The 11,125-nt window shown below is 62.7% G+C and carries 13 protein-coding genes; 10 read left to right on the top strand and 3 right to left on the bottom strand.

Annotated elements, in window-relative coordinates; all coding sequences use genetic code 11:
- Positions 1-726: 726 nt before the first annotated feature.
- From GZ092_RS20900 to flgA, 3 genes are all read right to left on the bottom strand, one after another.
- A complete protein-coding gene (locus tag GZ092_RS20900; RefSeq protein WP_293639233.1) occupies positions 727-1,185 on the bottom strand; it encodes a flagellar protein FlgN in 459 nt (152 codons plus the stop codon).
- Entirely contained in the window at positions 1,182-1,460 is a 279-nt protein-coding gene (gene flgM, locus GZ092_RS20895) for a flagellar biosynthesis anti-sigma factor FlgM (RefSeq protein ID WP_293639231.1), read from the bottom strand. Before flgM ends, GZ092_RS20900 begins: the two co-directional genes overlap by 4 nt.
- A gap of 94 nt (positions 1,461-1,554) precedes the next feature.
- The gene (flgA, locus tag GZ092_RS20890) at positions 1,555-2,274 is read right to left on the bottom strand and encodes a flagellar basal body P-ring formation chaperone FlgA (RefSeq protein WP_293639229.1); all 720 of its coding nucleotides are present in this window, start codon (positions 2,272-2,274) and stop codon (positions 1,555-1,557) included.
- 347 nt (positions 2,275-2,621) lie between these two features.
- Here flgA and flgB point away from each other — a divergent pair, with 347 nt between their 5' ends.
- From flgB to GZ092_RS20840, 10 genes are all read left to right on the top strand, one after another.
- On the top strand, positions 2,622-3,029 hold the full coding sequence (gene flgB / locus GZ092_RS20885) for a flagellar basal body rod protein FlgB (protein WP_293639235.1): 408 nt from the start codon (positions 2,622-2,624) through the stop codon (positions 3,027-3,029).
- A 16-nt stretch (positions 3,030-3,045) separates the two neighbouring features.
- Positions 3,046-3,462, top strand: coding sequence for a flagellar basal body rod protein FlgC (gene flgC / locus GZ092_RS20880; RefSeq protein WP_293639228.1), 417 nt, complete (start codon positions 3,046-3,048; stop codon positions 3,460-3,462).
- Positions 3,463-3,512: 50 nt separating this feature from the next.
- Positions 3,513-4,181, top strand: a complete 669-nt coding sequence (locus GZ092_RS20875) for a flagellar hook assembly protein FlgD (RefSeq protein ID WP_293639226.1) — start codon at positions 3,513-3,515, stop codon at positions 4,179-4,181.
- Between the two features lie 55 nt (positions 4,182-4,236).
- The gene (gene flgE, locus GZ092_RS20870; protein WP_293639224.1) at positions 4,237-5,472 is read left to right on the top strand and encodes a flagellar hook protein FlgE; all 1,236 of its coding nucleotides are present in this window, start codon (positions 4,237-4,239) and stop codon (positions 5,470-5,472) included.
- Between the two features lie 18 nt (positions 5,473-5,490).
- Positions 5,491-6,234 carry a flagellar basal body rod protein FlgF gene (locus GZ092_RS20865; RefSeq protein WP_293639222.1) on the top strand — a complete coding sequence of 248 codons (744 nt, stop codon included), beginning with the start codon at positions 5,491-5,493 and terminating at the stop codon, positions 6,232-6,234.
- Positions 6,235-6,419: 185 nt separating this feature from the next.
- Positions 6,420-7,202: a flagellar basal-body rod protein FlgG gene (gene flgG / locus GZ092_RS20860; RefSeq protein WP_293639221.1), complete on the top strand. Its 783-nt coding sequence runs from the start codon at positions 6,420-6,422 to the stop codon at positions 7,200-7,202.
- 9 nt (positions 7,203-7,211) lie between these two features.
- On the top strand, positions 7,212-7,901 hold the full coding sequence (locus GZ092_RS20855; protein WP_293639219.1) for a flagellar basal body L-ring protein FlgH: 690 nt from the start codon (positions 7,212-7,214) through the stop codon (positions 7,899-7,901).
- A gap of 68 nt (positions 7,902-7,969) precedes the next feature.
- Positions 7,970-9,058, top strand: coding sequence for a flagellar basal body P-ring protein FlgI (locus GZ092_RS20850; protein WP_293639234.1), 1,089 nt, complete (start codon positions 7,970-7,972; stop codon positions 9,056-9,058).
- 9 nt (positions 9,059-9,067) lie between these two features.
- On the top strand, positions 9,068-10,042 hold the full coding sequence (gene flgJ, locus GZ092_RS20845; RefSeq protein ID WP_293639217.1) for a flagellar assembly peptidoglycan hydrolase FlgJ: 975 nt from the start codon (positions 9,068-9,070) through the stop codon (positions 10,040-10,042).
- A 195-nt stretch (positions 10,043-10,237) separates the two neighbouring features.
- The coding region (locus tag GZ092_RS20840) for an MCP four helix bundle domain-containing protein (protein WP_293639216.1) at positions 10,238-11,125 on the top strand (888 nt) is incomplete at its 3' end.

Genomic DNA, 11,125 nt, shown 5'->3' with positions numbered 1-11,125 from the left:
AAGTTGCCTGGGGGGCGGGAGCGGATCAGAGCTGAACGCTCTGACGGGCCTTCGCTTCGCTGGGCCCTTGGCACCTGGAGGTGAGGGCGGTTGGTCATGCCGGTGGCTGACTGATTCTACCGCTCGTTCGCCAACAGCTTCACGCTCTGCCTGATCTGGTTTGCTTGCGCTGCGCGCTTTGCTTTTTTATTGAGGCCGCGCCATTTTTTTCCCCTGACTTTCTGGGTATCGCTGATGGGTCAGTGGATGTGAAACCACGATGGTTTCTTTTCATTGTTCGCTGTCAGTTCTTCACCTGTTTGACTTGACAGAGTAGAAAAGGGAAAGAAACCGCCAGCAGTCCTTGAGGCACAAAGGAACCGATCAGGCAGAGCGTGAAGCTGTTGGCGAACGAGCGGTAGCACCAGCAAGCCATGCCATGGACTCCTGACCGCCGATCAGAGAGCCCAGGGCCCAGCGAAGCGATGGCCCGTCAGAGCGTTCAGCTCTGATCCGATCCCGCTCCCAAGGCAACTTTCTTTGGTGACTTTCTTTTTTGCCAGAAAAGAAAGTTACCCCCCGCAGGGAAGGCGCTCACCCCTAAAACCACAGAAGAACCCACCCAAAGCCCACAAAAAAAAAGAAAAAACGTGGGTATCAAGCCTCAAATGTTAGTGGGTAGAAATTGGCTTGCAAGGCAGCAAAAAATCCATCCCGCAAAAAGGGACGCCCACCGTTCGCGCAGGCTCAGCCCATGGCCAGGCGGTTGCCGCTGGCACTTCCGCTGTAATGCGACCCGTCCGGTCCGTACAGCGGCCTGCCGGCGGACTTCAGGAAATTGATCGATTGCCGGGTGAAGTCAAGATGGGTGTGAATCATCACACCGTTGGCATGGTTGCGCTCGTGCGCCTGGGCTGCGTTCGCCTGCAGTTTTCGCCAGGCGTCCTGCAGCAAGGGTCCGCCGGCGGTGGCAGCTGCCTCGGCGCCGCTGCGGTCAGCGCCATAGCCCAGCGTCATCTGTTCATTTTCCCGGTGGCGCCTGAGGATGGCGATCCGGTCGGCCAGCTGCGACTTGTGCTCGGCCAGCAGCGGAAGGTCCATGAAACGGCCCTGCGCCATGGCGTCGGCTTCCTGGTTTAACAAGACAAGAAATTCGGCAACCGCGCCGTCTTCACGCGTCAGGCGTTGCAGCAGTGAAATGGTCATGAGGAATTTTTCCCAATCAGGTCGCGCACGCTGGAGATCAGGCCATCGGCTATTTTTGCGGTATCGACCTGGTAGCGGCCGGCACGGATGCTTTCGCGGATTTCAGCCACGCGCGCGGCATCGAAGTCGCCGGTGGTCGAAGGCAGCCTGGCCTGGCTGGCGACAGCCGGCGCCTGGACGGTGGAGGCACCGGCCACGGCGCTGCTTTTGCCAGGCGCCACGGCTGGCGCAGCAGCCCCGGTTTTTAAAAAGGTGACGTTTTGATTGATTTTCATGATGTTTTCCTCAGGCACTTACCGGCATAACGGCAGTCTGACCGAAAACTTGAGGCGGCTTCCTGAAAAATTTTTTGTCAAACCTTACTCGGCATCAGTTGCCGCGATCAACGATGCCATCGGCACCCAGCGTGCCGGTGAGCAGTTGCCCGCCCTGCATCCTGACCTGAACCAGTGCTCCAGCGGCGGCAGCGGCCATGGCCTTGCCTTCGGTGCTCACCACGAAACCCGGGCCCCGGGACACCACCTTGACGGTCTGTCCCTGCTGCACCAGTGACACGCCGCGCAGTTGCTCGCGCCGGACCGGCGCGCCCGCGGCGATCCGGTTGCGCGTCACCTGGCCTTCCAGCTGGCTTGAATCGACCACGACGCTGGCAGGCAGCGTCGTCATGTCGGCTTCCCGAGCGACCGTATCTGCAGGGCCCAAGGCCTGACCGGCTTCAATCTGCCGTGCCGCCGCCAGGTAGGTGCCCATCAGCGCAATGCGCGCCTGGACATAGCGCGTCCAGCGGGGCGCTGCATTGCAGCGCACGCCAACGGAAACACGCCCGCGCAACAGCGCGCCACCGGGCAGGAAGGCCTCTAGTGCATCGCACGGCGGCAGGCTGCCTGAGTGCGGCGCGTCGATGCTGATCTGCACCTGGCCAGGCAGCCCGGCTGTCTGGGTGGAAAGAAACTGCTCGATCACCGGGCGCGCGTAGCCCGACAGTGGCAGCGGCGCGGCGCCGTGTGCTGTTGCGGCCAGCGCCAGCAGTGCGGCAAGAAGGATGCCCGCAAACGGCCACTGCAGCGCCTGGCGGATCGTCTTGTTCATGAATTCCTTTGAAATGACAACGACTTTGGCGGCACCAGGCGTCGCCAGTCAGCACCCGAAGAGCGTTTGGGCAAGGTTGATTTTAAAAAGAAGCGGGTTTTCCTACGGGTTGAACTGCTTGCAGAACCCCGCCCTGTTCGTCTGATTGAAGGCCCTGCGACTTCCAGGGCCGCACCGTTACTCACGTCGTCGGGCAGTGCAGGGAAGTGCATGGCAGCTCAGGGACAGGTGAACTGGAGCTCGAAAACCCATCTGTTCAGCTGATTGCATTCGCATAGGGTTTTTACAATTATTTTCAATCCAGGCGTCCGGACGGCCAGGCAAATCACTTGATGGATGGGGAAAAAATGATCGACAAGCTGGACTCGGCGCTGCGCTTTCACCAGGAGGCGCTCAACCTGCGGGCGCGGCGGCAGGAAGTCCTGGCCGCCAATATCGCCCATGCCGACACGCCCAACTACAAGGCGCGCGATTTTGAATTCAGCGCCACCTTGTCGCAGGCAGTCGAGCGCGGCCGGCAGTCCGGCTCAACCTCCATGGCAACCACGTCATCGCGCCATATCGCCGGCGAGTCCCAGGGTGGTGGCGCTGCGGATCTGCTCTACCGCATGCCGACCCAGTCCAGCATCGATGGCAACACGGTCGAGATGGACGCCGAGCGGGTCAGTTTCGCCGACAACGCGATGCGTTACGAAGCCAACCTGACGGTGCTGAGTTCCAAGATCAAGTCGCTGCTGTCAGCGGTCCAGTCGTAAGAAACCGAAGCCTCGCATGCCGTATTCCAACAGTTCCGTGGGTATTTTCCAGATTGCCGGATCGGCCATGGCCGCGCAATCCCAGCGCATGAACACCACCGCCAGCAACCTGGCCAATGCCGACAGCATTTCGGGCCCGGACGGCCAGCCCTACCGCGCGCGCCAGGTGGTCTTCGAGATGGCCCCTGGCAACGGACAGGGCATCGGCGGCGTGCGCGTGGCCCGCGTGGTCGAAGACCCGTCGCCCCTGCGCATGCAGCACGACCCGAAAAATCCGCTGGCCAATGCCGCAGGCTATGTCGCCATGCCCAACGTCAACGTGGTCGAGGAGATGGTCAACATGATCTCGGCGTCGCGCTCCTACCAGGCCAACGTCGAAGTGCTCAACACCGCCAAAACCATGATGCTGAAGACACTGACCATTGGTCAGTAAGCGTCGCCTTTTTCTTGATCCCTCATTTTCAGTTCGCAGGAAAAGCCGCCATGTCAATCGATTCCATCAACGCATCCACCAGCGCCAGCCCTGCGCTGGGCGCTACGGCCGTGTCTGCCGGCTCGGGCAGCGACAGCGAGCAGCGCTTTCTCAAGCTGCTGGTGACGCAGCTGAACAACCAGGACCCGCTCAACCCGCTGGACAACGCCCAGCTGACTTCGCAACTGGCGCAGATGAGCACGGTCAGCGGCATTGAAAAACTCAACAGTGCCTTTGCCGCCATGCTGGCGCAAAGCGGCGCCAGCCAGGTGCTGCAATCGGCCTCGATGATCGGCCGTACCGTGCTGGTGCCCGGCGACGGGCTGGCGCTGAAAAAAGGCGAAGAAATACCGTTTGCGCTCGACATGGCGCAGGCTGCCGACTCGGTCAAGGTGAACATCACCAATGCCGCTGGTGCCACCGTTCGCAGTTTTGACCTGGGCGCGCTGCCGCAAGGCGTCAGGACATTGTCCTGGGACGGCCTGGACGATGCAGGGGTAGCGCTGGCCGATGGCGCCTACAGCGTCAATGCGGTGGCCGCCACTGGCGACGCCAGGGTCCAGGCCAGCACGCTGACGTATGCAGGCGTTGCCAGCGTTTCCCAAGGCCCCACTGGCGTTGCCCTGGAGCTCGCGTCGGGCGCCAAGACGACGCTCGCCGATGTGCGCCTGATTCTCTGAACGCCCTGGCTCGGCAAGTCTTTAACCAGCAACCAATTTAAATCAAGGAAATACCATGGGTTTCGCACAAGGTGTCAGCGGGCTGAATGCCTCGGCCAGCAATCTCGATGTCATCGGCAACAACATTGCCAACTCGGGGACCATCGGCTTCAAGTCCGGCAGCGTCCAGTTCTCGGATGTCTATGCCGGCTCCCGGGTCGGGCTGGGCGCCGAAGTGGCCGGTGTGTCGCAGAACTTTTCGTCCGGCGCGGTGCAGACCAGTTCCCGGGCGCTTGACGTGGCGATCACCAACGGAGAGGGATTCTTCCGCCTTGCCAGCCCGAACGGCGAGATCGCCTATTCGCGCAACGGCCAGTTCAACATGGACAAAAGCGGTTTCATCGTCAATTCCGGCGGTTATCGATTGACCGGCTACCCGGTCGGCACCAACGGCTCCACCGCCGGCGCCAGCCCGACCCCGCTGCAACTGCCGACGTCGGCCATGGCGCCCAAACAGACCGAGAAGATTGCCGCCCAGTTCAACCTTGATTCGCGCAGCGTGACGCCGACGTCCGCGTTCGACTCCACCAATTCCGCCACCTACAACTATGCCAATGCGGTCACGGTGTTTGACTCGCTGGGCAACTCGCATGAACTGGCGACCTTTTTTGTCAAGGCCCAGGCGAATGCGGCCGCCACGCCTGTCGTGGCGGAAAACACCTGGAACGTCTATTCGGCTGCGGACGGCGCCGTGGTCAACGGGGGTGCCAGCATCTCGACCCTGACCTTTGACAACAAGGGTGCCATGAATCCGCCGAACCAGCAGATGACAGTGGCGGGACTTGATTTTGCAAACGGTTCGAGCCCCATGGCACTGACGGTCGACGTCACCGGCACCACCCAGTTCGGCAATGCCAACGAGGTCAACAAGCTGACGCAGGACGGCTACACCTCGGGGGTCCTGGCATCGTATGCGATTGAGCAAAATGGCACGATCACCGGAAAATATTCCAACGAGCAGACCCAGTCGCTGGGCAAGGTCGTCCTGTCGTCGTTCATGAACCCGAACGGGCTGAAGTCCCTGGGCGGCAACTTGTGGACCGAAACGGCCTCGTCAGGCGGGCCACTGACCGGCACTCCGGGCGATGGCACCAAGCTGGGCGCGCTGACATCGGGCGCAGTGGAGGCGTCCAACGTCGACCTGACCTCCGAACTGGTCAACCTGATCATTGCGCAGCGCACCTACCAGGCCAATGCCCAGACGGTGAAGACGCAGGACCAGGTGCTGCAGACGCTGGTCAACCTGCGCTGATAACCCAAGGGGAACACCATGGACCGGATGATCTACGTGGGCATGAGCGGTGCCAAGCAGGCGATGGAGCAGCAGGCTTCGGTCGCCAACAACATGGCGAATGTCTCGACGCCCGGCTTTCGCGCCCAGATCAACAACTTTCGCGCCGTGCCGGTGGTCGGCTCCGAAGCGGCTACGCGCGCCATGGTGGTCGCCTCGACGCCGGGTGCCGACATGCGCAGCGGGCCCATGACGCAGACCGGCCGCGCGCTGGATGTGGCGGTGCGCGGCGACGGCTGGCTGACGGTGCAGATGCCTGACGGCAGCGAAGCCTATACGCGCGTCGGCAGCCTGCAGGTCGGTGCCGAGGGCCAGTTGACGACGCTGGACGCACGGCCGGTTTCGGGCGGGACGGGTCCGCTGGTGGTGCCGCCAGGTGCGGCATTGACGATCACCGGCGACGGCATGGTCAGCGCGCTCGGCCCCGGCGGGCCGGCGACAGGCGCGGCCGAGGTCGGGCGCCTGAAACTGGTCAACCCGCCTGCGGGCGACCTGGTGCGCGGCGACGACGGGCTGTTCCGCATGAAGCCCGGCACCGCGCCGGCCGACGCCGACCCGGCCGTGCGCCTGCTGACCGGCGCGCTCGAAGGCAGCAACGTCAATCCGGTCGAGGTCATGGTGGACATGATTGCCAACGCCCGCCGCTTTGAAATGCAGATGAAAACCCTGCAGACCGCCGAGAGCAACGACCAGCAGGCCAACAAGCTGCTGTCGAACAGCTAGCGCCATGGCCTTGACATCATCTTGCGGCATGGCAGAAGCTCAGTTATTTTGCTATCAGATAACTAGCAATCAATGCAGGCAGGACAAGCGGAAAAGCCTTGTTTGATGCTGAATTTTTCATGTCGGCCATTTTCCCCCTTTCTGACTGACCCCCACCGGCCCCGGCCGACCCACAGGATTTCGCCATGATTCGCTCCCTTTCCATTGCCAAGACCGGACTGGACGCCCAGCAGACCCAGCTCGACGTCGTGGCCAACAACCTGGCCAACGTCGGCACCACCGGTTTCAAGCGCAGCCGCGCCGTGTTCGAGGACCTGATGTACCAGAACCTGCGCCAGAGCGGCGGTCAGACCTCGGACCAGACGCGCATGCCTTCGGGCTTGCAGCTGGGCACCGGCGTGCGCGTGGTCGCCACCGAGCGCATCCACACCCAGGGCAATTCGACCAAGACGGAAAACCAGAAGGACGTGATGATCAACGGCGACGGGTTTTTCCAGGTCCTGATGCCCGATGGCACGGCCGCTTATACCCGCGACGGCTCCTTCCAGACTGACCAGAACGGCCAGCTCGTGACCGCCAGCGGCTATCCGGTGCAGCCGGCCATCACGCTGCCGCCCAATGCCACCAGCATGACGGTGGGCCGCGATGGCACGGTGTCGGTGGTCCAGGCCGGCAGTGCCGCGAGCGTGCAGATCGGCCAGATCCAGCTGGCGACGTTCCTGAACGCCACCGGCCTGCAGAGCAACGGTGAAAACCTGTATGTCGAAACCGATGCGTCGGGCGGCGCCAACCAGACAGCGCCCGGCCAGAACGGCGCGGGCACGCTGGCCCAGGGCTATGTCGAATCGTCCAACGTCAATGTGGTGGAAGAACTCGTCAACATGATCCAGACGCAGCGCGCCTATGAGATCAACAGCAAGGTCGTCAAGACATCCGACGAGATGCTGGCCCGCCTGTCGCAGCTGTAAAAGCCCGCCATGCTGAAAATTCACCATTTCATCGGCTGCGTGCTGGGAGCCGCCGGCCTGCTGCTTGGCGGCTGCGCGCAACTCCCGCGCGAGCCGCTGGTGCAGCAGCCCATGAGCGCCCGTGCCGACCTTCAGGTGCGCCCCGCAGGGCCGGCCAACGGGTCGATCTACCGCACCGGCTTTGGCACCCAGGCCCTGTTTGAAGACCGGCGGCCACGGAACATCGGCGACATCCTGACCATCGTGGTGAGCGAAAACATCAACGCCAGCAAGAACTCGGGCGCCGAAGCCAGCCGCAGCGGCAGCGCCAGCGCGGTGCTGGGCCTGGTTCCCAAGCTGATCAGCGGGCTGATCTCGGGCGACCTGAATGCCGACGCCAGCGGCAAGAACATCATGAGCGCCAAGGGCGGCGCCAACTCAAAGAACACTTTCAACGGCGTGATCACGGTCACGGTGGTGGAAGTGCTTCTCAATGGCAATTTGCTGGTCAGTGGAGAAAAGCAGATGCTGATCAACCAGGGCACCGAGTTCATCCGCTTCTCGGGCGTGGTCAATCCGCGCACCGTCAGCGCCAACAACACCGTGCCCTCGACGCTGGTGGCCGACGCGCGCATTGAATACAGCGCCAAGGGCTACATCGACGAGGCGCAGACCATGGGCTGGCTGCAGCGCGCCTTCCTCAACGTGCTGCCATTCTGACCATGCAAAACCACCTGATTTCCTCATCGCAAGCCGGCCGCAAGCTGAGCGCGGCGCTCCGGCTTGGCATGAAGCTGTGCCTGCTGGCCTGCCTGCTCATCAGCCAGTCCGGCCGGGCCGAGCGGCTCAAGGACCTGGCCAGCATCCAGGGCGTGCGCGACAACCCGCTGATCGGCTACGGCCTGATGGTCGGCCTCGACGGCAGCGGCGACCAGACCATGCAGACGCCGTTCACCACGCAGAGCCTGAACAACATGCTCGGGCAGCTTGGCATCACCGTGCCGGCGGGCACCAACATGCAGCTGAAAAACGTCGCCGCCGTCATGGTCACGGCCACGCTGCCGCCGTTTGCGCGGCCCGGCCAGACCATCGACATCACCGTGTCGTCGCTGGGCAATGCCAAGAGCCTGCGCGGCGGAACCCTCCTTATGACGCCGCTCAAGGGCGCCGACGGCCAGGTCTATGCGCTGGCGCAGGGCAACATGGTGGTCGGCGGCGCGGGCGCATCGGCCAACGGCAGCAAGGTGCAGATCAACCAGCTGGGGTCCGGCCGGATTCCGGCCGGCGCGATTGTCGAGCGCGGGGTCGATTCCCCGCTGGGCGAAGGCGGCACGATGATGCTCGAACTGCACAGCAGCGATTTCGGCACCGCGCAGCTGGCCATGGAGGCCATCAACCGCAGCTTCGGTCCTGGCACTGCGATGGCGCTTGATGCCCGGGTGATCCAGGTCACCGCACCGGCCCGGCCCGAGGAAAGGGTGGGTTTCCTGGCGCGCATGCAGAACCTCGACGTTGCCCCGGCGCAGGCGGTGGCCAAGGTCGTCATCAATGCCCGTACCGGCTCGGTGGTGATGAACCAGAACGTCAGGCTCAACGACTGCGCCGTGGCGCATGGCAATTTGTCGGTGGTGATCAACACCGAGCCGGTCATCAGCCAGCCCAACCCGCTCTCGGGCGGCGCCACCGTGGCGGCGCAGAAGTCCCAGATCGAAATCAGCCAGGCGGGCGGTGCGCTGCAGGTGGTGCGCGGCGGCGCGTCGCTGGCCGACGTGATCAAGGGGCTGAACACCCTGGGCGCGAACCCGCAGGACCTGGTGTCGATTCTGCAGGCCATGAAGGCCGCCGGCGCCTTGCGCGCCGAGCTGGAAATTATCTGAGGCAAGTTGATGAACAGCGCTGGCATTTCCAACCTGAGCCCACCCGGCGCTTCTGCCAGCGGTGTGCTCGACCAGCGACTGTCGCTGGATGTCCAGGGCGTTGACGCCCTGCGGCGGACCGTTCGCACTTCGCCGCAGGAGGGCATGAAACAGGCTTCCAGGCAGTTCGAAGTGATGTTCCTGCAGATGATGCTCAAAAGCATGCGCGAGGCCACGCCGTCGGAAAGCATGTTCAGCAGTTCGCAGGAAAAAACCTACACCTCGATGCTCGACCAGCAGCTGTCGCAAAACCTTTCCGGCCGGGGCCTGGGGCTGGCCGAGGCCATGTTCACGCAGCTGAGCCGCACGATGGGCGGCAATGCGGCTGATTTGGCGCCCATGACAGGGGGTAACGGCCAGGCGCCCGGCGCCACGCCATTGGGCATGCCGCTCGTGCCGGCTGCGGTCACGCCCGCGCCGACCCGGACGTCTGACCTGTCGTTCTATGAAAAGGCGACTGCCCAGGCGACGATGAGCCGCAGCGTGTTGCCGCAGGCGCATGTCGAGCAATTCGTTTCCCGGATGCTTCCCGCTGCGCAACGGGCCAGCCAGGCCAGCGGCGTGCCCACGCAGCTGATCATGGCGCAGGCGGCGCTGGAATCGGGCTGGGGCAAGCGCGAGATTCGTGCCGAAGACGGAAAAACCAGCTTCAACGTGTTTGGCATCAAGGCCGACAAGAGCTGGAAAGGCCCGGTGGTGCAAGCCACGACCACTGAATATGTCAATGGAACGGCGCAGAAAGTCCAGGCCAGGTTCCGTGCCTACGGCTCCTACGAGGAATCCTTTACCGACTATGCCCGGTTCCTGACCAGCAACCCGCGCTATGCCAACGTGCTGGCGACGCCCGATCCCGCCGAAGCGGCGCACGGCCTGCAGCGCGCCGGCTACGCCACCGACCCGAACTACGGTGGAAAACTTGTCCGCATCATGGAGCAGATGAGCTAGCGCACCATCGTTTTGAGCAGCCTATTCATTTTTAACATCAAATATGCCTCCAGCGCAAGACTGGTATGCATAAACAGCTATGAATTCAGTAGTAAAAAATTGTCTTGCACCTTGCTCTCCGTGATGTAGGGTCAGCGTGATTTCGCAGGAAATCAGTCCATTCAGTCCATTCAGTCAATCAACCTTTAAAACGTTATGAATATCAGGAATTTGAGAATCGGCATCCGCCTGGCCCTGGGCTTTGGCGTGGTGCTGCTGCTGTTGGCCATTATTTCCGGACTCGGCGTCTGGCGCCTTCAGGAAGTGGGCAATGCCGCAGATGCGATGGCCAGACGCACACTGGTGAAGGAGCGCATTGCCTCCGAATGGCTGGTGGCCACCAGCACCAACAGCATCCGCACCTTTGCGCTGGTCAAGAGCAGCGATGCCGCTGACCAGCAGTATTTCCAGAAGGGCATTGCCCAGACCAGCCTGGGAATTACTGAAAATTCCAAAAAACTGTTTGACCTGCTCGACACGGCGGAGGAAAAGGCCCTGTTCGAAGACGGCGTGGCCAAACGCGCCGTCTATGTGGGCCTGCGCGGCAACATCATGAAACTGAAGGCCGAGGGCCAGAATGCGCAGGTTGCGCAGCTGACCGAAGAAAAACTGGTGCCGGCTTTGGCTGCCTACGATGCCAGCATCAAAAACATGCTGCTTCACCAAAAGGCCACGATTGACCAGACGGTCACGGCCATCGACGCCTTGTACCGTTCCAGCCAGTTCAGCGTGCTGGTGCTTGCCGCGATGGCGCTGGGATTGGGCGTCTTCCTGTCCTGGCGGTTGACCACCGGTATCACCCGTCCACTGGGCGAGGCACTGCGGGTGGCTCAAACTGTCGCCGCCGGCGACCTGACCAGCCGGATCGAGACATCCACCAGGGACGAGACCGGCCAGCTGATGCAGGCGCTCAAGGACATGAACGCCAGCCTGGTCGGCATTGTCGGCAATGTCCGCCAGGGCACCGACACCATCGCCACGGCGTCCAGCCAGATCGCTGCAGGCAACCAGGACCTGTCCAGCCGCACCGAGCAGCAGGCTTCT

The organism is Polaromonas sp., assembly GCF_010365105.1.
In the GTDB taxonomy this organism is placed as follows: Bacteria; Pseudomonadota; Gammaproteobacteria; order Burkholderiales; family Burkholderiaceae_C; genus Polaromonas.
The sequence above is the reverse complement of the archived record's forward strand: the minus strand, read 5'-3'. Positions and strand labels throughout refer to the sequence as shown.

Coding starts and splice junctions, on each gene's coding strand:
- GZ092_RS20900 (WP_293639233.1), bottom strand. CDS start 1,185: ATGACCATTTCACTGCTGCAACGCCTGACGCGTGAAGACGGCGCGGTT.
- flgM (WP_293639231.1), bottom strand. CDS start 1,460: ATGAAAATCAATCAAAACGTCACCTTTTTAAAAACCGGGGCTGCTGCG.
- flgA (WP_293639229.1), bottom strand. CDS start 2,274: ATGAACAAGACGATCCGCCAGGCGCTGCAGTGGCCGTTTGCGGGCATC.
- flgB (WP_293639235.1), top strand. CDS start 2,622: ATGATCGACAAGCTGGACTCGGCGCTGCGCTTTCACCAGGAGGCGCTC.
- flgC (WP_293639228.1), top strand. CDS start 3,046: ATGCCGTATTCCAACAGTTCCGTGGGTATTTTCCAGATTGCCGGATCG.
- GZ092_RS20875 (WP_293639226.1), top strand. CDS start 3,513: ATGTCAATCGATTCCATCAACGCATCCACCAGCGCCAGCCCTGCGCTG.
- flgE (WP_293639224.1), top strand. CDS start 4,237: ATGGGTTTCGCACAAGGTGTCAGCGGGCTGAATGCCTCGGCCAGCAAT.
- GZ092_RS20865 (WP_293639222.1), top strand. CDS start 5,491: ATGGACCGGATGATCTACGTGGGCATGAGCGGTGCCAAGCAGGCGATG.
- flgG (WP_293639221.1), top strand. CDS start 6,420: ATGATTCGCTCCCTTTCCATTGCCAAGACCGGACTGGACGCCCAGCAG.
- GZ092_RS20855 (WP_293639219.1), top strand. CDS start 7,212: ATGCTGAAAATTCACCATTTCATCGGCTGCGTGCTGGGAGCCGCCGGC.
- GZ092_RS20850 (WP_293639234.1), top strand. CDS start 7,970: ATGAAGCTGTGCCTGCTGGCCTGCCTGCTCATCAGCCAGTCCGGCCGG.
- flgJ (WP_293639217.1), top strand. CDS start 9,068: ATGAACAGCGCTGGCATTTCCAACCTGAGCCCACCCGGCGCTTCTGCC.